Source organism: Bacillus sp. FJAT-26390 (assembly GCF_001682865.1).
In the GTDB taxonomy this organism is placed as follows: Bacteria; Bacillota; Bacilli; order Paenibacillales; family Paenibacillaceae; genus Pristimantibacillus.
Genome location: NZ_MAQX01000032.1, coordinates 397708 through 419032, shown reverse-complemented (window position 1 = coordinate 419032; position 21325 = coordinate 397708). Strand labels below are relative to the sequence as shown.

Annotated in this window: 12 protein-coding genes; 9 read left to right on the top strand and 3 right to left on the bottom strand. The window is 48.9% G+C overall.

Going from position 1 to position 21325, the window contains the following annotated elements:
* The first annotated feature begins 199 nt into the window (after nucleotides 1–199).
* The 4 genes from A7975_RS22670 to A7975_RS22655 all read left to right on the top strand — a co-directional run bounded on the left by A7975_RS22670 (nucleotide 200) and on the right by A7975_RS22655 (nucleotide 4816).
* Nucleotides 200–1111, top strand: coding sequence for an SDR family oxidoreductase (locus A7975_RS22670; protein ID WP_065386623.1), 912 nt, complete (start codon nucleotides 200–202; stop codon nucleotides 1109–1111).
* A 375-nt stretch (nucleotides 1112–1486) separates the two neighbouring features.
* The gene (locus A7975_RS22665) at nucleotides 1487–2413 is read left to right on the top strand and encodes a hypothetical protein (protein WP_065386622.1); all 927 of its coding nucleotides are present in this window, start codon (nucleotides 1487–1489) and stop codon (nucleotides 2411–2413) included.
* Between the two features lie 88 nt (nucleotides 2414–2501).
* A complete protein-coding gene (locus A7975_RS22660) occupies nucleotides 2502–2867 on the top strand; it encodes a BlaI/MecI/CopY family transcriptional regulator (RefSeq protein WP_255314455.1) in 366 nt (121 codons plus the stop codon).
* A 2-nt stretch (nucleotides 2868–2869) separates the two neighbouring features.
* On the top strand, nucleotides 2870–4816 hold the full coding sequence (locus A7975_RS22655; protein ID WP_065386621.1) for a M56 family metallopeptidase: 1947 nt from the start codon (nucleotides 2870–2872) through the stop codon (nucleotides 4814–4816).
* Nucleotides 4817–4925: 109 nt separating this feature from the next.
* Here the strand turns inward: A7975_RS22655 and A7975_RS22650 are convergent, their stop codons facing one another.
* Complete coding sequence (locus A7975_RS22650; protein ID WP_065386620.1) at nucleotides 4926–5321, bottom strand: hypothetical protein; 396 nt, start codon at nucleotides 5319–5321, stop codon at nucleotides 4926–4928.
* Nucleotides 5322–5384: 63 nt separating this feature from the next.
* The gene (locus tag A7975_RS22645) at nucleotides 5385–6590 is read right to left on the bottom strand and encodes an S-layer homology domain-containing protein (RefSeq protein ID WP_065386619.1); all 1206 of its coding nucleotides are present in this window, start codon (nucleotides 6588–6590) and stop codon (nucleotides 5385–5387) included.
* Between the two features lie 678 nt (nucleotides 6591–7268).
* Between A7975_RS22645 and A7975_RS22640 the strand changes: the two genes are divergently transcribed.
* The gene (locus A7975_RS22640) at nucleotides 7269–9092 is read left to right on the top strand and encodes a family 43 glycosylhydrolase (protein ID WP_065386618.1); all 1824 of its coding nucleotides are present in this window, start codon (nucleotides 7269–7271) and stop codon (nucleotides 9090–9092) included.
* A 134-nt stretch (nucleotides 9093–9226) separates the two neighbouring features.
* Here A7975_RS22640 and A7975_RS22635 read toward each other — a convergent pair whose 3' ends face one another.
* Nucleotides 9227–12685 (bottom strand): discoidin domain-containing protein, encoded by a 3459-nt coding sequence (locus tag A7975_RS22635; RefSeq protein WP_065386617.1) that lies wholly within the window; start codon nucleotides 12683–12685, stop codon nucleotides 9227–9229.
* Nucleotides 12686–13139: 454 nt separating this feature from the next.
* Between A7975_RS22635 and A7975_RS22630 the strand changes: the two genes are divergently transcribed.
* The 4 genes from A7975_RS22630 to A7975_RS22615 all read left to right on the top strand — a co-directional run bounded on the left by A7975_RS22630 (nucleotide 13140) and on the right by A7975_RS22615 (nucleotide 21285).
* Complete coding sequence (locus tag A7975_RS22630) at nucleotides 13140–13337, top strand: PspC domain-containing protein (protein WP_053372890.1); 198 nt, start codon at nucleotides 13140–13142, stop codon at nucleotides 13335–13337.
* Between the two features lie 36 nt (nucleotides 13338–13373).
* A complete protein-coding gene (locus A7975_RS22625; protein WP_065386616.1) occupies nucleotides 13374–14042 on the top strand; it encodes a PspA/IM30 family protein in 669 nt (222 codons plus the stop codon).
* Nucleotides 14043–14222: 180 nt separating this feature from the next.
* The gene (locus A7975_RS22620; RefSeq protein ID WP_065386615.1) at nucleotides 14223–16319 is read left to right on the top strand and encodes a serine hydrolase domain-containing protein; all 2097 of its coding nucleotides are present in this window, start codon (nucleotides 14223–14225) and stop codon (nucleotides 16317–16319) included.
* A gap of 232 nt (nucleotides 16320–16551) precedes the next feature.
* A complete protein-coding gene (locus tag A7975_RS22615; protein ID WP_065386614.1) occupies nucleotides 16552–21285 on the top strand; it encodes an S-layer homology domain-containing protein in 4734 nt (1577 codons plus the stop codon).
* Nucleotides 21286–21325 lie beyond the last annotated feature (40 nt).

The window sequence follows — 21325 nt, the reverse complement described above, 5'->3', positions numbered from 1 at the left end:
GGACTGTGGATTTGTGGGCTGTGACAGGTTGCCGGTAGGCAAGCTTTTACGGCCTTTTTGGCGTTCCGTTCAACAGCTTGCAAACAAGAAGCCGGTAAAATTGCTTGGAAAACGATTTGTATGTTTCTTATATGACAATCCTTGTCATACTAGAGCTTTATAATAGAGGAATAACCAATGAAAGGGGATATAACAGATCATGAAACGATTAGACGGGAAAGTAGCTTTGGTAGCAGGTGCAACACGCGGCGCTGGCCGGGGAATAGCTATTGAGCTTGGAGCGGCAGGAGCAACTGTTTATGTGACTGGACGCACAACAAGAACACAACGCTCCGAGTACAATCGTCCAGAAACAATTGAAGAAACCGCTGAGCTTGTAAATCTTGCTGGGGGCAGAGGTATAGCGGTTCCAGTGGACCATCTTGATCCCAAGCAGGTTCAAGCTCTAATTGCGCGCATTGAGAGGGAACAGGGGCGGCTGGACGTGCTTGTCAACGATATATGGGGAGCAGAGCATTTGATACAATGGAATGTGCCGATATGGGAGCATTCGCTGGAAGGCGGGTTACGCATGCTCCGGCTTGCGATTGACACCCATGCTATTACGAGCCATTACGCGCTGCCCCTGATGATCCGGAACGGAAACGGTCTTGTAGTGGAAATGACGGACGGCACGGCGGCGTACAACAATCAGAACTACCGACTGTCGCTGTTCTACGATTTGGCGAAAATGTCCGTTATTCGCATGGCCCAATCGCTGGCTCGTGAGCTTCAGCCGCATCAATGCACTGCCGTAGCTGTTACACCAGGCTGGATGCGTTCCGAGATCATGCTCGAACACTTCGGCGTTCGGGAAGACAACTGGCGCGCTGCTCTTGAGAAGGAGCCGCATTTCATCATCTCGGAATCGCCGCGATATGTGGGGCGTGCCATAGCCGCACTGGCAGGCGACCCGGAGGTTGCCCGATGGAACGGTCAATCGGTATCGAGCGGCGAGCTCGCGCAAGCATATGGTTTTTATGATCTTGACGGTTCACAGCCAGATGCCTGGCGGTATGTCGTAGAAGTACAGGATGCAGGTAAACCAGCGAATGCAACGGGGTACCGCTAAGCAAGAGAACCTAACTTCGCACTTTCAAGCATCTCTAGGAAGAGCCGCTAGTGTCTCTCATTGTCTCTATTCAGTTTGTCCCGGTTCGAGAAGCGAAACGGATAAATGCTGTAAAGCATTAGAGGGTATATTCCGGTCAGACATCAAAAAAACAGAGCATAACGGTTCCTTTGATCCGTATGCTCTGTTTTTTTGATGCTTAATAACTGCTCCTTCTTACATAGCAATTGTCATGAAGGATAATGTTCTGTGATTTGGTTTAACATTATTTTCTTCGCCATACTTCCGCCATGTTCAGGAACGTTCTGCTCAGACATAATACAGTTAATCAGTACAGAAGGTGGTTTTTATAACTGTCTTTAAGGAGGAGTTGGCATGTTTAATAAAATGGTGGCGCTTCAACCTTTTGCCGATATTTCTGCGTATATGGATGGCTTCGAGATCGTCTCGGCGCAAATTGGCTCCGATGGCTGCATGTATGTCTTGCTGATTAACCAGATCCCAGTGCGGGAGCGAGGCATGTTCGTCCCGACGGCTCTAAAGAAAACATATACCTACAAGGTATTGCTTGTAGAAGAGGATTATATGGAAGAAGTGGTGATTGAGGACCAGCATTTCAATTATCATTATGTCCAGCCGCTTCATAGACATCTATTGTTAGTTGGTGCGCGCTGCTCTTATTACGGCGTTGGCAAGTATGATTTGAACGCTAAAGTATGCGATTTTAAAGGCAATACGATACGAGAATTTTTGCTTGGAGATGGGATCCAGAGCGTGCAGGTGACTGAAAAAGGGACCATCTGGACCAGTTACTTCGACGAAGGCGTGTTCGGAAACAACGGTTGGGATAAGCCGGTCGGCGCGCAGGGCCTTCTGGCTTGGGATGAGCATGGCAACAAGCGATATGAGGATCAAGTGTCTGATATTGCCGATTGTTATGCGTTGAACGCAGCTAATGATGATGAGGTTTGGTTTTATTATTATACGGACTTTTTGCTGGGCTGCATTTCGGGTGGACTCGCACAGCCGAAGGTCACCTTTATGAATCCTGGAATTTCTGGCTCTTCGGGATTTTGTACGGATGGTTATTACTTTTTGTTCGATGGCGGCTACGGAAAAAGCGGAACGTATTTGCTCAAAAAAAATGAAAAACCGGGGAGCTTGTCCACGGGGCATAAGATCCATTTTCAGAATGAAAAAGGGGAGCCGCTTGTACCGTTAACGCAAGATTTTCGAGAAAATCGCGTGCTGTTCAGCAAAGGCAATTTGCTGTATTTGGTATCAATTGAAGAATTGGTCTAGCCTTGCTCTCCCATTGCATTGACTATTCTGGTTTATAGTTATAAACTCATAATACAGGTTTATAACTATAAACCGAATAGGGGAGGTTATGATGAGTAACTTGAAGCTATGTGAAAGTGATTATCGCTTTATGCTTGTCGTGTGGGAGAGCGAGCCTGTAGCGTCGGGAAGGCTGGTAACCCTTTGTTCAGAAAAGCTAGGCTGGAAGAAGCCCACAACCTATACCGTGCTTAGAAAAATGTGTGAAAAAGGACTTCTTAAAAATGAGGATACCATTGTAAGCTCCATTATCCCAAAGGAGCAGATACAGGCGTATGAGAGCGAGCATTTTATAGAGCGGACCTTCGAGGGCTCGCTGCCTCAGTTTCTCGTCTCTTTTTTCGGCAATAAATCACTCTCCAATAAGGAAGCTGATGAGCTAAAACGACTGATTGACGAGCATAAGGAGGGGTGAGTATGGAGACGTTGTTTCTAAAAATACTCAATATGACCCTCACAGCCACTTATGTGATCGTCGCCGTGCTTCTCGTCCGTCTGCTGCTGAAACGAGCGCCGAAGAAGTATTCCTATTTGCTGTGGGCTATTGTTCTGTTCCGCTTAGTTTGTCCGGTGTCCATTTCCTCTGAGCTCAGCCTCTTTAATGCTCCCCCCTTTGATATGACCGCAGCACAAAAGAGCGGTAAAGCGGCGCTAAGCTATGTCCCTGCGGATATCGGTTATATGGAGAAGCCGGGGATGACGGTGGGCATACCGACCATGAACGTCATGATAAGCGACAGCCTGCCTCCGGCTACCCCGGCTGCTAGCGCGAATCCGCTGCAAATTTGGATACAAATCGGCACTGTCTTGTGGTGCTCAGGCACCGCTGCTTTGCTTATTTACGGCGTAGTGTCCTACTTCCGCTTGAAACGTCGCATGGTTACAGCAGTCCGTCTGGATAATCATATCTTCGAGTCCGACAACATTCGATCACCGTTTATTCTTGGCTTTATCAAGCCGCGAATCTATATCCCCTTTGGGCTTCGGGAGCAGGAGCGCGTCTACATCCTGAAGCATGAGGCCTACCATTTAAAAAGAAAAGACCACCTAATCAAACCGCTCGCATTCGTGGTTCTTGCCTTTCACTGGTTTAATCCGCTTGCGTGGCTTGCCTTCGCATTGATGGCCAAAGACATGGAAATGAGCTGCGATGAAAAAGTGCTTTCGGAGGCCGATTCGGACATCGCGAAGGAATACTGCACGTCTTTGCTCTCCTTTGCGGCTAACCGCCGCTTTCCATCAGCAAGCCCGCTGGCCTTCGGAGAGACAGGCATCCGGGAGCGTATAAAAAATATTTTACGTTTCAGAGCGCCGAAAAAACGGGTGATCGCCTTCTCTGCTGCTGCCTGTATATTAGCTGTCGCCGTCTGTGCGACGAATCCAATCGTAGATGGTGCAATAAAAGAGACTAGTGAACCGTACGGCAGCTATCGCTTTGATGGGCAGGTTTATATGAATCTACTGAGCTCGTTTAGGGCACTTGAAGGATTCAAGGAGTACTATACACTTACCGAAAACGAGATTGTCATAACCGATGAAGCAGGCAACCAGCAGAAAACGGCCGCTGCTTATGAACGGAAGGATTTAGATGAGCAGGAGTTTAAGGACAGTTTTATGATGCCGAGCATGAATGTTCCTGATATTTCCGGGTTTAAGGAGCGCTATCAGTACGTACTGACCCAGTCGGCAGATGATCCTGGGTATCGTCTATATCTGCTGGATGATGAGATTTGGCTTGCGAAGATGCATAAGGATAACGTCAATACGCTAAAGAGCGAATATATTTGGAGTATTTATAAAATTTCGAGGCTTGACGAGGAAATGCCCGGGAATGCTGCTATCGTGGGGACTCAGGACGGCGTTGATGCTTTTTTAGCTTTGCAAAAGGATTTCAAATCTGGCTATGACACAGATAAGTGCTATAACATCACACCGGAATCGATAAAAGAAAACGCTAAGTATACGATTTTCAAATATGCTGAATCCTCCGCATCATTTTTGCTATATGAGGGAGAAGTATATCCGCTCGGTGAGTGGTTCGGCGGCCACGGTGTAACCAGCATGGCTTTAGCCGATCTGGACAGCGATGGGGAAATGGAATTGTATTTTACTTATTCATGGGGCTCGGGCCTTCACCGTTCTCATGCGGCTTATTTTAACCCGTCTGCCAAAGAAGTGGTAACCTTGCCATACATGCATATGAATGAGGATATGGCCCTCGTGAATAATCGTGACGGCAGGTTGTCCCTTTATGCGGCAGCCATCGCTACCATGACGGATTTTGCTAATTTTGACACGGAGAGAACCGATTATATATCGGATATTGTTTATGCAAATGGGAAGATCTTATTAAATGCGATGTAGAAGTAAAGCCAGAGGTGCCTTGAAAGAGCACTTCTGGCTTTATTTGTAGTTGATTGTCCGAAGGGAGGTATACATGAACGTTACTGTATCGTGTTGATTCCGAAGCTTGTCATTCCACTCTTTTTAGTATGAAAACACCTAGTTGTGCTTTATCGTCTATGAGTCGTATGGGATGGCTGGATTCAGAAGCCTCGCCAATAAGATCGATGTAATTAGTGCCATCTTGATAGTGAAGCTTGTACTTGCCTGAAATGCTATCAAATTTTACAGTTCCATCAGGTACAAATTCGATAAGCGATCCTTCTTGGAAGTGTTGCTCAACCCGCATTGCTTCCATGATATGTATTTGACCATAATCCGTCGTAAACTTCTCCAGGTCCACCGCTTCGTTTGTTACTTCACATTTACCTTCTATTGATGCTTGTTCCATTTCCTTATCTCCACCACAAGCACAACAAACGACGATGAGTGTTAAGAATGTAAGCAAAATTTGAATACGTTTCATAGTTATTCCCCTTTATTTTTAGAAACATCTATAGTAGTAGTTTAGCTTTGTTAATTAGATAGCTTACGTTGGTGAAATGTCATAAGGGAGCCATGAAGATAATACATAGACAACCGCAAGGCTTTCCCTATCAAATATGAATGATAAAGTGTACACATTCTCAGGATTAATAATCTTATCATAGATGGAGATATCTCGGTATTTTCCGTCGGGAGTCTTCTCATAGTAATAGGTCGCCACATAATCTCCAGTAAAACCAAAGGTACCGTATAGGCGCAGGACATCGAATAATGTGCTTTCTCCAAGGACGATTCCCTTATTCGTACGTAATAACGGAGTTGTAATCGTAGGCTCGATAGAATCTTGGTCTATTTTCCATGCATCAACGAACCCTTCTTTATTGTAGTGTGCGGAGAACAGGGGGTAGATGTGTTTATCAAAAACATCCTTATCGTCCGAAACCCCGAATAAGCCCTCAATTGTTTTCTTTGAATCCCCAACCTTAACTCCTGCAAAAGGACTGCTTCCAAACAAGTCGAAGTCATTTCTCGCGACAAGTTCGGCGCTGAAGTCAGGTATGCGTTGTACAGCGACAGATGGCAAAGACGGAAGAAGGTTGCGATCAGAAGCAGCAGTTGGCCTTATTGATATGTCCATCATTCCCTTAAAGGAGAGCTGGCGAATCCACTGGATGGCTTCTGCTCTAGAGAATGAATCCTGTCCGTGAAATTGCTCTGGCGAAATGGTGTCGCTGTTAGCCATGCCGTTTCCAATAAGGTAAACAACGGCATCTTCATCTACATAATGAACGCCTTGCGCGGCGGTAATGATTTCTGCAGCCCGCAATTTAGTTAGGGGTTCCATTCGCAGTTTATGATTAGAAGCACCGAGTGTAGGATGATTGAAGTATTTTGCCAGACGGTAAGCTCCTTCTGTCCAATCGTCAGACGAATTAAATTCCTCCAAAGAGCTTGCACTAGGCAGTGCAATACCCATGGCTCTATAAAGAGCTTTTAAAAACTCCGCTTCGCTTATCGGTTTGTCAGGCATCAAGGTGCTGTTGGGGTATCCATTTATTATATTTTCTGCCATAGCCCATTGAAACAGACGCTCAGCCCAGTGCCCTTTCATTTCATAAGGCTGGTTAAAGAGTTTTTCATATTGCCCCTCATCTTCTTGTTCCTGGGCATACGAGTTTGTTGTTGCTGTAACCCAGAACAACGATGAAACGATAATCAGGCAAGTGATCACACGTGTAATCCGTAACAAAATACTCATCCTTCCAATTCAATTTCATGTAGATTTTCATGTTTTGTTAAAAACTTCCTAAGATTATATCGGAAAGTATGGCTAATTAGCTAATAGCTGCTTGCGTTAACTGAGTAATTGGAATTCGCATGAGGGGAATCCGGCGGCGGAGGTGGAGGCTGCAGTTAGGGCTCCTGATATCGAAATACAAAAAAATGGGTGTATTTCATGGAAGTTACTTAATACAGCCGTTTTGGAATTCTGATAAAGCGAAAACGATTCCTTGCTCGAATGTAATTCATATTTTAGCTAAGCTCCAAAGCTCAACTGAACCAATAAGAGAAGCAGCCTTGGCTGCTTTTTTTACGTCTGAATGAGTTAGTATTTTTAAATTTTTAGTGGAAGCCTCACGGAGCTTGCGGTACAATACCCAGTCGCGATATACGGCAGGACTCGCGATAACATTTTATTCCATTAGGCTAAGAATGGCAGGGAAAGTTTAAAGATGCCTCACTACTTAAGAGGTTACATATATTGTAAGCTATTATTGTTCTTCTATTTACAGCTTTTCCATTCCGAATACGGAGGGGGGATGATGGGATCATCTTCGCTGTCTGGTTGCCAAGCAGGCTAATGGTATGAATTAGTAACGGTACGCCGGGATGCAACCCGAATGCATGTAATGGGGAGGTAATACTTATGAGAAAAAAGCTTATCAGTCTGTTATTATCAGGAACCATGCTGCTGCTTGTCCTCGTCGGATTCACGTCTTCTTCTTTAGCTGCCGATGCCGTCACTTCGTCTGGAAATCCCATTGTCACGAGTATTTTCACGGCAGATCCTTCTGCGCATGTTTGGAATGACGGACGTATTTATGTGTACGCGTCACACGATATATTTCCTTCCAGAGGCAGCGATTTAATGGATAAGTATCACGTCTTCTCGTCCGATAATATGGTGGACTGGGTGGACGAGGGAGAGATCCTGCGTGCTGATGATGTACCGTGGGGACGGCCGGAGGGCGGCTTTATGTGGGCTCCTGACGCCGCTTATAAGGACGGAACCTATTACTTCTATTTTCCTCATCCCAGTGGGACGAATTGGAACAATTCCTGGAAAATCGGCGTAGCTACAAGCGATAAGCCTGCCGCGGATTTTACCGCTCAAGGTTATATCGAGGGGCTTCCGGGAAGCAATTTAATTGACCCCAGCGTGTTCCGCGACGATGATGGAAGCTATTACCTTTATGCCGGAGGCGGCGGAACAAGCTACGGCGTTAAGCTGGCTGCTGACATGATGTCGATAAGCGGACCGATCAAGCAGTTCACCGAGCTGGAGGACTTCCATGAGGCCACCTGGGTCTTCAAGCGGGGAAGCATTTATTACTTAATGTATTCCGACAATAATCCAGGGGCGAACCGGATGCGGTACGCCACCAGCAATAGCCCGCTAGGACCGTGGGTAAACCGCGGGATCATTCTAGATCCGGTAAAAAATAGCGAAACATCGCATGGGTCCATCGTGGAGTATAAGGGGAACTGGTATATGTTTTACCATAATGCCGAAATATCCTCCAACGGTACGCTGCGTTCCGTCTGCGTGGACCGATTATACTTTAATTCGGATGGAACCATCCAAAAGGTCATTCAGACGTCCGGGGGTGTCCCAAGTGTTGGACCGCGTTCCAATGCTACGGAGGTCAAATATTACGATCTAGTGAATGAAAGCTTTGATGAATATACTGAGAAAACGGAATATGCAATGAATAGCAATAACGTAGCGATAGGGGGAGGGGCGATCCGATCGGGTGGAAATATTGAAAATATGCATGCCGAAGGCTCATACATTCAGTTGAATGGCATTAACGGCGGAACAGGCGGAAAGGCGCTTCTTACCGTGCTTTATGCTTCAGGCGACAGCGTTGCAGCCTTTAAGGCGGACGCCAGCGGTGATCCGGCTGGAGACGGCTATTTTCTTTCCCTGCCTAGCACCGGAGGCTGGGGCAGCTACACCGGACGGACCAACCGTCTGATCGACTTGAACCCGGGAACGAATAACATGATTCGGTTGAGCGGCGGTATGGGAGGAGCCAACGTATCCCGCGTGAGTGTATCATTGATCCCGGAAGATACTCAGGAAACGGAATATTTTATGGATGGAAACCATGTGTCCTTCGGGGGAGGGGCGACCCGATCGGGCGGAAGCATTGAAAATATGCATATACCGGGTTCCTACTTCGAGTTGAGCGGCGTCAACGGCGGAGCAGGCGGTCAGGCGCTTCTGACCGTGCTCTACGCTTCAGCGGACAATGAAGCAACCTTTAGGGTAAACGCCAGCGGTGACCTGTCGGGGATCGGTTATTCTCTTTCTCTGCCGGGCACCGGAGGCTGGAGTGTTTACACCGGCCGGGTCAGCCGTCTAATTCAATTGAACCCAGGCACGAATAATGTGATTCGGATGAATGGCGGCTTGGGAGGAGCCAATGTAAGCCGGCTCATCGTCTCGTCGATCCCGCAGAGCTAAACGACTTGTACAAGGCATCATGATTGCAGTCGGAAGCTGGCCGGCACCGAATGAATTACGACGACTACAATCACTAGCAAAAAAACAGCCTACTCGGATACCCGAGTAGGCTGTTTGCTTTTCAATATGCCCTATCACCAGTTGTTTCCTGATACTCTTGTCACTGTAAAGTTCGGGCTTCCGCTTTCGCCATAAATGGCTGCAACGCCGGGGTTGTTCACTTTTACATTCGTAAAGCTTGCTCCGCCGATAGCCGGTCCTTGGCCTTGCTCGCCTCTGACTACGAGCTTGATCCCGTAGCGGGAAGGGTTGTTGATGTTGACGTTCTCTACGCGAACATTTTGCATGGCAAGGTTCTCCGGCGATTTCGTCTGGAACATTAAACCAAAGTATACCGGATTATTGATATCTACATTTTTCACCAGAACGTTCTTGAATGTCCGGTCACCTCCGAAGAACCAGATAGCTCCGAAGTTCTGGTATTCATTGATTTTGTCATCTGCTCCGACGCTGGTCCAGAAATCTCCGCCAGTCCGGTCTAGCGTGACTCCGTCGATTACCGTATCTTTGTCGCCAAAGCCTAATGTGTTGTAACCAAAGCTCAAGCTGCTGATCGTTATGCCAGGATAAGTTAACGTGTCTGCACCATAAAGGTTTTGATAAAGGTTATCCGAACCGCCATATACGGCAAAAGCCGCTGCGCGTCTTACACAAGTTGCCGTCAGATTGGTGTACTTGTTGCCTACGTTGTAGGAACCGCCTGCATCAACCGCGCTGAACAAGGCGAAAGCATCGTCGCCGGCTCCTCTGGAATAGTTGTTGTCAATGACGTTATAGGATGAACCGTTCGTCATGTTGATGCCGTCTGCGAATGTGTTTTTGATTCGGTTGTCTTTGAACGTATTGTTCGATGAGTTGACTCCCCAGTACAGGCAGATAAAGTGCTCCACCCAAATATTTTGAACGGTTACGTTCTGCATGCCGTTGCCATCAATGAACTTGCCCGGTCCGTCTGTTCTATATACATAGTTGCCCCATGCAGACAGATCTTTAATCGTTGAACCGTTGGCGGTAGAACCAATATTAAAGCCTACATCCGTATTGGATTGATTTTGCGGTGCCACGAGCTTGGTATGCCATGGGCCGGCGCCGATGATTTCGGTTGCGCGTCCATAAAGGAATATTTTGCTGTTGATCGTCCACTCGCCGGCAGGAATAAAGATCCCTTTTTTCGTTGCATCCTGTCTAAATTCATTCAGCGCTTGCTCAATGGATTTAGTAGAGGAAACTTGAACATACTTGCTAGGATCAGGGTTCGACGCTGCTGGAGCGACATTTTCCGTTTCGATCATGTCTACGTAGATTGCGGATACGTCTCCGGTATCTTTCTGGATTTTAATCTTCGTTCCGGCTGGATACACTTGGTCAAGCATCAACTGGGAATCTTCATAGAGCCAGTAAGCCGTTAAACCTGCGCCAGGGCTATTGTCATACCCCAGTCGGCCAAGCGTGCTCGGTGTTGCATAAACGTGAGAGAACTTGGATGTTACTGTAAACTTGCCCTTGTTTACACCGTTAGCATAAATACTAACTGTACCGGTCGTATTATCCGCAACGGCACTGCGAAGCACAAAAGCGTTAGCCGAAGAAGTCAGCGTAAACTCCACATATTCGCCCGTTGCATCAAGATGCACGGCAGAGCGTCCCGAAGCTTCGCCAGCAAAGTCGCCAGGCTTAAAGTTAGGCGCTAACTTTGTGCCGTTAGTCGTGTTGGAAGGGGATTCCGCTTCAATAATGGTAAAAGGCATATTAGCGCCACGGCCTGAGTAAAGGCTGGTTGTATTGCTATTGTTTGCTTGCTTGATGATGACTTCGTTCGTATCAGCTGCAACGGTTGCGGTAACCGTGTAGCTGCCATTGACAGCCGTCCAGGTTCCCAGCGTGACATTAACGGATTGCCCAACCGCTAATGCGCCGTTATAGGAGGCATTTAATGTTTGAATAGTCGTGCCAGCAGCGTTCTTTAGAAGCAACGTGATGGGATGAGCGCCGCTTGCAGAAGCGGTGTTTCCTTGGTTTTTAAGATTTACCGTGAACGTTACTGTATTGCCGCTGCTAGGATTGCTTGGATTCCATGTAGCTGTTGCGATTAAGTCGGAGCTTGGCACGGCTGCAACGGTCAGCGCAGTGGCGTTGCTATAGCCGTTGTTATTCTCGTTTTGCTCAATAACGGCGTTGCTCTCATCAACCTTGGCGCTAACCGGGTACGTTCCGGCATTTTTTGTCCCGGCATTTAGCGACACGGTTGCCGAAGCGCCCGCCGTTAATGCGGCTACCGGAGCAGAGCCGGCAAGCTCGTTGCCTAAATAAAAGTTGACTGATGTAGCAGGAGAGTCCGCGGTGCCGATATTTTTAACCGTTGCGCTTAATGTAATAGCGTCCGTCTCGATCGGTGTGGCCGGTGTCCAAGACATTCCTGTAATCGTGAGGTCGGGGTTCGGAGCTGGAGTGCCGTAAATTTCGAACTCGGCTACTTGACCAGCCGGAGCGCCGGAGTTGGTCGTGATATTCAACCGTACCTGTTTCGCGGATGCCACAACCGGAATCGTTACCGTATTGCCGGTAGCAGGGTTAAACGTATACGACTGAGCGGCAACCAAGCTATTGAATGTCCCATTGTTCTGGTTGTTGCCTAATACTTGAATCGTTTGCGTACGTGTGCCCCATTCGGTAGAAGGGTTCAGCTTCAGAACAACCGATGTGATGTTGTGATTGGCACCAAGATCAACCGTCAACTGGCTCGGGTTACTGCCGCCTTCCCAGTATGTAGCCGTGTTGCCGTCATTGCCGTTTGAGGCTACGAATGTGTGGATCGATGATGAGGATGAGATCGCTTTGCCTAGCGCTAAGTTGGAGCCAGCAGGTGGCGTAGGCGTTGGTACAATTGTCGGTGTTGGCGTAATGGACGGCGCAGGTGTCGGAGTTGCTGTTGGAATTGGTGTAGGAGTAGGTGTAGCCGGCGGTGCAGTAGGTGTTGTTGTCGGCGTAGGCGTAGGCGTTATCGTGGAACCGTAGATTTCGAACTCGGAAATTTGTCCGGCCTGCCAGCCCGTGTTAGCCGTTATGTTAAGGCGAACATAGCGGGTGCTGGCCGCGCTAAAATTAATCGTTACCGCATTGCTGCCCACTGCCGGGTTGAACGTGTAGGTTGCAGAGTCGACAATATTGGTAAACGTCGAGCCGTTTGTGCTGCCCTGCACAGCCAAGGTTTGCGTGCGTGTCTCCCAGCCTGCCGGCAGCTTCAATACGATTTGATCGATGCTGGTGCTGGCGCCAAGATCGATTTGAATCCATTGCGGGAATGCATTGTTCGTGCTTTCCCAATACGAGCCTTGGTTGCTGTCGTTGACGTTGCCGGCTGTGTATACATCGGCATGTCCGCTGGCCGTTACCGTTTTGCCGATTGCAAGGTTAGGCCCTCCTGCGGCAAAAGAGGGGGATGGGTACAAAGTGAGCTGCGATAGCAAAACAACAAATGCCAAAGACAAAATAACGAATGGATTTCTTCTTAGCAAGTCGCTCTTTGAGAACATAAAAAACCTCCTAGTATATTTCTAACTAACCATTAATGCGCTTTCATTTTTGCGCAGAGCTGCATTCCTTTTTTAACCACCTCCTTTATTGCTGCGATTGTAGACCACAATGAAATAAAACCAATATTAATCCAATATTGGTTTGCGAAATCGGCAGCTAACGTCGCTATATCCTGCGGTATTTGAACGATCTTATGATCCTAGCATAAATCAGTTGCACAGCTTGCTGAAGATGCATTCCTACGTTTATCGTGTGTAATCTTATTGTTTAGATGTAGAAGTGAGCAGGGGCTGTAACCCATTCCATGCATGCCATGCTCCGCTTCCCCGCCAGATGTCGCAATGGCTCCCCGCCAAAAGGCTAGTTTGCAAAACAGACCGGGGACCGTTACGAATACAGAAGACAATCTCTAAAATAAAGCTATAGACGAGGAACAAGAAAGGACGATTAAATATGAAAAAATTGTTTCGTTCAACTACGGACAGCAAGCTTACTGGACTTTGCGGAGGTATCGGACAATGGCTGGGCGTTGATTCCACCATTATCAGACTATTGGTAGTCATTGCAGCATTTTGCAGCTTCGGAGTTGTACTGCTGGCATACTTTATCGCTACATTGTTTGTACCAAAGGCAAATCATTTCAGTTACTAAACCGTAATTTAATACGACTCGGGGAGAGATATATAAATGGGAATTTTACAACGTGTAGTTAGCATGACGAAAGCAGCAGCGAATGAGATGTTAGACAAGATGGAGAATCCGGTGATGATGCTTAATCATTATTTGCGGGATTTAGACGAGGAAATTGCAAAAGCGGAACGCTCTATGGAGCATCAGCAAGTGCAGGAGCGCATGCTTCAAGCAAAGCTAAAGGATTTGAACGAGCAGGCGGGTTACTACGAGGGCAAAGCAGAACAAGCAGCAGCAACGGACCGCGAGGTTGATGCCCGTATGGCGCTTGAAGCCAAATTCGTGTATCAGGAGCAAATCGAAGAAACGACAAGGCTGCAACAGCTTGCGAAACAAGCCGCGCTTGACCTTGAGCTGCATGTCGAAACGTTGAAGGAAGAGAAAAAACGGCTGCAAGGCAAGCGTACAGAGCTAATCAGCCGCGTACAGCAAACTGCGGGAGCAACGGGCCAGCGATCAGCGCAATCATTGCAAGGCAGTTCGGCTTCAAGAGGCTTCGAACGAATTGAAATGAAAGTAATGGAATGGGAAGCGCAGCAAGAGCTTGCGAAAGGCTCTTACGGCTTAGATGCTAGAAGCAATGGCCTCGATCAGAAGCAAGAGCAGCGCAGCGCTCGCGTGGATGAAGAATTGAAGCGTCTCCTGCAAAAGAAACCTAGCGTTTAATCATCGCATTGTGTAAGTAGCATTGTTTATATAAGGAGAGTTAGCATGCAAAACAAAGACCGACAGCCCGCCTCTTTTGAGAGGGCAATCGGTCTTTTTTCTATCGTAGAATGAAACCTTCCTATAATTGGATTCGTATTTATGGTTTATCACCTTAAATTTGGAAGGGAAAGTGGAAGGATGAAAAAAATCTCGTACATACCGAGAACCTCTTTATGGGCCAAAACCTTTGCAGCAGCGTTATTGACCGTATGCTTAATGGCCTCAACTGTCTACGGTGCAGCGCCGGAAACCGAGGGCAAAGGGAAGGCAACCGAGCTGAACGCGGAGAACGCAACTGCGTTCCTCGATAAGTTTTTTGCCTCGGAAGCAGCCAAACCGCAATATGTAGGCGCATCCATCGTTGTTGTAAAAGACGGCAAGGTTATTGCGCAGAAGGGTTATGGCGTTACGGACAAGGATAAGGGAGCTGCAGTAGACCCTGCGTCCACCGTCTTCCGGATCGCTTCGGTATCAAAGACCTTTACGGCTGTAGCAGCTATGCAGCTTGTTGAGCAGGGCAAGATTAACTTAAAGGATGATTTTCTGAAATATGTGCCGGATCTGAAGGTTGAAAATCCGTTTAATACCCCTGTCACGATTGAGCAGCTGCTGACGCATACGACAGGATTTGAAATTCGTGATCCGAATCAGGAAGATTTCCATTTCGATTTTGACAAGATTGTCTCTATTGAAGATTATGTACGGGCCAATTTGCCTCCGGTCATTCGGAAGCCGGGCAGCTCTTACATGTATGACAATTTTGGCTCCCTGCTGCTCGGATTAGTCGTAGAGAAAGCAAGCGGAGTGCCGTTCGACACGTATATGGCCCAAAATATTTTCAAGCCGCTTGGCATGAAAAACAGCGGCTTCAAGCTTGAAGGCACGCTGAAGGAGCATTTAGCTACCGGATATGACGCAACTGGTAGACGGGTAGAGACTTACGCGCTCACGCCGACCATTATGCCTCATGGCGGGATGCTTGCAACAGCCGAGGACGTTGGTAAATTCATGATCGCCTTCCTAAATGGAGGGGCAATCGAATCAAGCCGAATTCTTGCCAATAAGACTGTTGAACAAATGGAAGTGTATCAATCATCGATTCACCCGCTTTTGCCAAACACGACTTATGGATTTGAAGCACCTTTCCAAATTCCCGGTGCAGGAAGCAGCTCTAAAATCATTACGAAAGCCGGCGATCTGCCAGACTTCAGCTCTTATTTATTTCTTATTCCTGAGCAAAATACCGGCGTTTTTTTAACGTATAATCAGCAAGGAGCGCTCCACCACCTATTTTATCCGCAGTTCATCCAGACCTTTTTCCCGCAATATGCGGCTCCTGCGGTGCTGCCTGATTACAAAGCAGCATCAAGCGACCAGCTTGAAAAGTTCGCCGGCTACTATGCGGATCTTCGAATCAGGAGCATCGTATCGAACTTGAAGACGGATAAAGCTGGCCTTTTGATTAGCGACGTCTTCATTGGTCCACGCAAGCTGCATCAAGTGGACACAAATTTGTTTGTTGATGAGTTGACGAAACAATTTACCGGATTCAAGCTGGACGAAAACGGAAATGTTCTTTATATGAAAGAGCCGTATCTCAATCCACTTGGTTATGCAAGCAAAGGCGCAAAAGCAGCTGGCTTCACGGATGTGACGAAGGAGAATGCTTTTGCCGAGCAAATTTTAACCTTGCAGTCGCTTGGATATTTTGCGAACGACGGCGGCCAAGCGTTCCAGCCGGAACGTCAGGTGACTAGGGGAGGATATGTGAAATTTATTTTGGAAACGAGCAATTTGAAAGGCAGCAAAACGACCGAGCTCGCATTCAGCGATTTGGCGGACCATCCTTCCGCAGCTTTCGTCCAGGCAGCTTATGAGCTTGGCATGGTGAAGGGGAGCGGCTCCGGGAAGTTCGAGCCGGACCGGGTCATTACGCGTCAAGAAGCGGCGGTCATGCTGTGGCGCTTGCTGAGCGCTCAGTACCCGGCGGAGCTGTTCGCGAATGTAAAGCTTGAAGGGAAAACGGACGCTTGGGCGATTCCAGCCGTTAAAATGATGATCGCTCTCGGCATCCATGGACCGGAGGTCAAATTAAGTGCAAACGGATCGGCCGATTACCAGTCCCGGAAGGCGTTGAATCAGCAGGAGCAGGCAGCTATCCTATTCGCCCTGCTTACGCAGCCGACCGATCAGATCGTTGCGGCCCTCTCCAAGGGCGCAGCTCCTGCCGCCTGAAAAAGGTAGGTAAATGCTGTGGCGCTGCATTATATAGTTTCGTCCCAAAAAAAACCGCGAAGGCTTGATGCCTCGCGGTTTTTTTGGTTTTGCAGCAACAATCTTTCATTATTCTTTTATTGCTCGTTGCTACAATGAATAGCGATGGTTATTTGCCTGTCGAGGCGTCAACCATTGGGCCAAAGCGTGCTAGCGCGAACCGCCCATCTATTTTTACAGAAAGGATAAAAACATGAGAAAATCAGCTTTATGCCTATTGCTTGCTTTGGTTACATTTTGCTCCTCTTTAACGCATACCCAGTACGCTTATGCGGACGAGGAGGGTGATTATACGTTTACCATTGTAGACAATCGTGCAACGATTACGGACTTCCCCAGAGGAGCGGGGGTAGATATTACGATTCCAGACACACTTGGAGGGGTACCGGTCACCGCTATTGGAGAAACGGCTTTTTATATTACGGATCTCACTAGCGTAGTTTTCCCGAACAGCTTGACGAGTATTGGAGATGGCGCATTCGGCTATAATTTTTTGACTAGCTTGGACATCCCTTACGGCGTAACGAGTATTGGCGTGAGAGCATTTCAAAACAACAAGCTTACTAGGGTCGTCATCCCAGACAGCGTTACAAGCATGGGGCAGGAGGTATTCAAAGATAATTTGCTCACTAGCGTGGATATCTCGGACAATTTGACGAGCATTAGCGACTTTGCCTTTAGAGGCAACCAGCTCACCAGCGTGGTTATTCCGGAAAGCGTAGCGAGCATAGGGGGATACTCTTTCCGCTACAATAATTTGTCCAGTGTGACGGTGCTGAGCGAATCGACAGTTATCGATCCCATTTCATTCAACAACAATCAAGCGACGCCAGCCAATTTGAAAATGTTCGGATACGCAGGCTCCATTGTACAAACGTATGCGAGAAGCAAAGGTTTTACATTCGTTGATGGGTCGTCGTTGTTCGGAGCGATGCGTACAGCCAAGCAGCTGTTGAAAAATCATTTGCCGGGCACGGATATTGGACAGGTGCCAGCCAATCAACATGCTGATTTGAGCGGTGCGCTTGACAGCGCTAAGCAATTTGTCGACGCGATCACAAATGCAACAGCAGCCTCAGATTTAAATAACGCGGCTTCGGATTTGAAGGCGGTCATTCAGTCGTTCAATGACGCGATTGTTTCAGCCGACGCGACGGCACTGGAAGCATCATTGGCAGAGGCGAATCAGAAGCTGACAGATCATCCCGAAGGGACGGGCGTAGGCGAGGCTTCCGCCGTGGTGCGTACTGCTTTGCAGGCTGCGATTGGAATCGCGCAGTCAGTTGCTGACGATGCAGCGAATCAAACGCAGAATCAGCTGGATGCCGCGACAGCCAATTTACGAGCGGCGATTGCTGCGTTCGAAGGCGGTATTATAAAAGCCGGAGACGCCGCTGCACTAAGCACGTTACTCGTAGAGGCGAATCAGAAGCTGACGGATCATCCTGAAGGGACGGGCGTAGGCGAAACTTCCGCTGTGGTGCGTACTGCTTTGCAGGCTGCAGTCGGTATCGCGCAGGCAGTGGCTGACGATGCAGCGAATCAAACGCAGAATCAGCTGGATGCCGCGACAGCCAATTTACGAGCGGCGATTGCGACGTTCGAAGGCGGTATTATAAAAGCTGGAGACGCCGCCGCACTAAGTACGTTACTCGTAGAGGCGAATCAGAAGCTGACGGATCATCCTGAAGGGACGGGCGTAGGCGAAACTTCCGCTGTGGTGCGTACTGCTTTGCAGGCTGCAGTCGGTATCGCGCAGGCAGTGGCTGACGATGCAGCGAATCAAACGCAGAATCAGCTGGATGCCGCGACAGCCAATTTACGAGCGGCGATTGCGACGTTCGAAGGCGGTATTATAAAAGCTGGAGACGCCGCTGCACTAAGCACGTTACTCGTAGAGGCGAATCAGAAGCTGACGGATCATCCTGAAGGGACGGGCGTAGGCGAGGCTTCCGCCGTGGTGCGTACTGCTTTGCAGGCTGCGATTGGAATCGCGCAGTCAGTTGCTGACGATGCAGCGAATCAAACGCAGAATCAGCTGGATGCCGCGACAGCCAATTTACGAGCGGCGATTACTGCGTTCGAAGGCGGTATTATAAAAGCCGGAGACGCCGCAGCACTAGGCACGTTACTCGTAGAGGCGAATCAGAAGCTGATAGATCATCCAGAAGGTACGGGCGTAGGCGAGACTTCCGCTGTAGTGCGTACTGCTTTGCAGGCTGCGATTGGAATCGCGCAGTCAGTTGCTGACGATGCAGCGAATCAAACGCAGAATCAGCTGGATGCCGCGACAGCCAATTTACGAGCGGCGATTACTGCGTTCGAAGGCGGTATTATAAAAGCCGGAGACGCCGCAGCACTAGGCACGTTACTCGTAGAGGCGAATCAGAAGCTGATAGATCATCCAGAAGGTACGGGCGTAGGCGAGACTTCCGCTGTAGTGCGTACTGCTTTGCAGGCTGCGATTGGAATCGCGCAGTCAGTTGCTGACGATGCAGCGAATCAAACGCAGAATCAGCTGGATGCCGCGACAGCCAATTTACGAGCGGCGATTACTGCGTTCGAAGGCGGTATTATAAAAGCCGGAGACGCCGCAGCACTAGGCACGTTACTCGTAGAGGCGAATCAGAAGCTGATAGATCATCCAGAAGGTACGGGCGTAGGCGAGACTTCCGCTGTAGTGCGTACTGCTTTGCAGGCTGCGATTGGAATCGCGCAGTCAGTTGCTGACGATGCAGCGAATCAAACGCAGAATCAGCTGGATGCCGCGACAGCCAATTTACGAGCGGCGATTACTGCGTTCGAAGGCGGTATTATAAAAGCCGGAGACGCCGCAGCACTAGGCACGTTACTCGTAGAGGCGAATCAGAAGCTGATAGATCATCCAGAAGGTACGGGCGTAGGCGAGACGTCCGGTGCTGCGCGTACTGCCATGCAGGCAGCGATCGGAACCGCGCAGGCAGTTGTTGACGATTCAGCAAATCAAACGCAGAATCAGCTGGATGCAGCCATCACCGCATTAAATAACGCTTTGAAGCTATTTGAAGACTCTTGGGTTGAATTGGTGCTAAAAACGCCAGCCGATGATTTATATGGTAAAAACGAAATTTTGCATTTTACGGTGAATTACGGGTATGAGGTGACCGTGACCGGAACGCCGAGAATTCCGCTAGTCATCGGCACGGGCAGTGCGACCGAGGTTGTTTATGCCTCTTATTCTGGCACGCAGGGTGTAGCGTTAACCGAGCTTTCCTTTGCTTACGAAATTCCGGAAGGGCTTGAGGACGAGGATGGTATTGCCATTAACCCGCAGTTGGATCTCCAAAGCGGTGCGAGCATCAGGCGCGCGAACGGTTCGGCAGCTTCGGTTGCGTTCGCGGCACAAAATACGATCGGACTTCGGATCGTGTCGATTCCGCCGGTTGTTGCTCTTGTCGCTGGAACAAATAACGGTTCAGCGGCGGAAGTGACAGTGAATGCAACCGTACAGGGGACTACGGCGGGCAACACGCTAGCGAAGCTAGCCTGGCTGCCGGGAAGCCATAACGTCGCTGATTATGCGGGCGGTGCCGGTACCGATATTTTGGCAGCGCAGAAATTCAGCGTCACCGCAAACGGCATCTACACTGTCTATGCCAGAGATGCGGCAGGCAATGAATCGGTGAAGGAGATTTCCATCACCGGGATCGGTGCCGTATCTTCGGGGCCAGGCGGGAACGGCTCAGGAAGTCCGGACACGGTTCCTGCAAACATGGCGAGCATTATGCTTGGCGGGGTTCGCACAGAGGTACGCATGACGACGGAAATAGCCGCTGATGGACAGCCTGTGAAGAGGCTGCACCTGACACCCGAGCAAGTGGCGAAGTCGGTTGCCGCTGGTCAAGCGGATTTGCTTATTACCGTGGAGGGGCTAGGTTCCGCGGTTAAGGTGAGTTTACCGGCTGCATCTATCCTAAAGCTGCGTGAAAGTCATCCGAACGCCATCGCAAGGGTAAATGTGAACGGGAACAGCCTGCAGATTCCGCTCAGCGGAGCCGAAGAAATTCAAGGAGAAGGGATAGTTACGGCCACGATTGCGCAAGCTTCGGATACATCAGGCAACGCCATAAAGCAAGCAATCGCCAAGCAAGGCGCCGTTTCGTTGCTTGAGCATCCGATCATAATCACGCTGGATGTTGACGGTAAGCCGATTAATGCTCAGCGCACGATCACCTTGCCTGCGGCGGTTGCCCAAGGCAAAGCGACGGCAGTATGGATGGATGCGAATAACAAGCTGCATTTTGCGCCTTCTTTAATTGCTAGCAATGGGACTGTAACGATCCAATCGCCGCATGATGGCGTGTATGCGGTTATTCAATTGAATCGAACGTTTGCGGATTTACAAGGGCATTGGGCGCAAGGGGATATTGAGCTGCTAGCGAGCAAGCTCATTGTTGACGGTCAGCCAGATGGAAGCTTCGCTCCGAATCATACGATTACTAGAGCCGAATTTGCAGCGCTGCTCGTACGGGCGCTTGGGCTGCAAGAGGCAAACGCGGGCGAATTATTTACGGACGTGAAGGAGTCGAGCTGGTACGCCGGAGCGGTAGGAGCGGCAGAGCAAGCGGGCTTGATCGGCGGCTTTGAGGACGGCTCCTTCCGGCCCAATGCGAGCATCACGCGCGAGCAGATGACTGTAATGATCGCAAGAGCGTTGTCATTCGCCGGCAAAACACAGCAAGCTGAGAGTGCAGGCGCGTTGCAGCTATTCACTGACGGATCAGATATCTCAGACTGGGCCATCGTTGCGACGGAGCAGCTGGTCGAAATGAAGATCATTCAGGGGTTAACCGACACGACGTTTGTACCCAAAGCGAATGCCTCCCGGGCGCAAAGCGCTGTAATACTGAAACGCATGCTTCAATATTTGCAATATATCAATTTGTAACGAAAAACAACCTTCGCCATCCATAGGATAACGAAGGTTG

Coding starts and splice junctions, on each gene's coding strand:
- A7975_RS22670 (WP_065386623.1), top strand. CDS start 200: ATGAAACGATTAGACGGGAAAGTAGCTTTGGTAGCAGGTGCAACACGC.
- A7975_RS22665 (WP_065386622.1), top strand. CDS start 1,487: ATGTTTAATAAAATGGTGGCGCTTCAACCTTTTGCCGATATTTCTGCG.
- A7975_RS22660 (WP_255314455.1), top strand. CDS start 2,502: ATGATGAGTAACTTGAAGCTATGTGAAAGTGATTATCGCTTTATGCTT.
- A7975_RS22655 (WP_065386621.1), top strand. CDS start 2,870: ATGGAGACGTTGTTTCTAAAAATACTCAATATGACCCTCACAGCCACT.
- A7975_RS22650 (WP_065386620.1), bottom strand. CDS start 5,321: ATGAAACGTATTCAAATTTTGCTTACATTCTTAACACTCATCGTCGTT.
- A7975_RS22640 (WP_065386618.1), top strand. CDS start 7,269: ATGAGAAAAAAGCTTATCAGTCTGTTATTATCAGGAACCATGCTGCTG.
- A7975_RS22635 (WP_065386617.1), bottom strand. CDS start 12,685: ATGTTCTCAAAGAGCGACTTGCTAAGAAGAAATCCATTCGTTATTTTG.
- A7975_RS22630 (WP_053372890.1), top strand. CDS start 13,140: ATGAAAAAATTGTTTCGTTCAACTACGGACAGCAAGCTTACTGGACTT.
- A7975_RS22625 (WP_065386616.1), top strand. CDS start 13,374: ATGGGAATTTTACAACGTGTAGTTAGCATGACGAAAGCAGCAGCGAAT.
- A7975_RS22620 (WP_065386615.1), top strand. CDS start 14,223: ATGAAAAAAATCTCGTACATACCGAGAACCTCTTTATGGGCCAAAACC.
- A7975_RS22615 (WP_065386614.1), top strand. CDS start 16,552: ATGAGAAAATCAGCTTTATGCCTATTGCTTGCTTTGGTTACATTTTGC.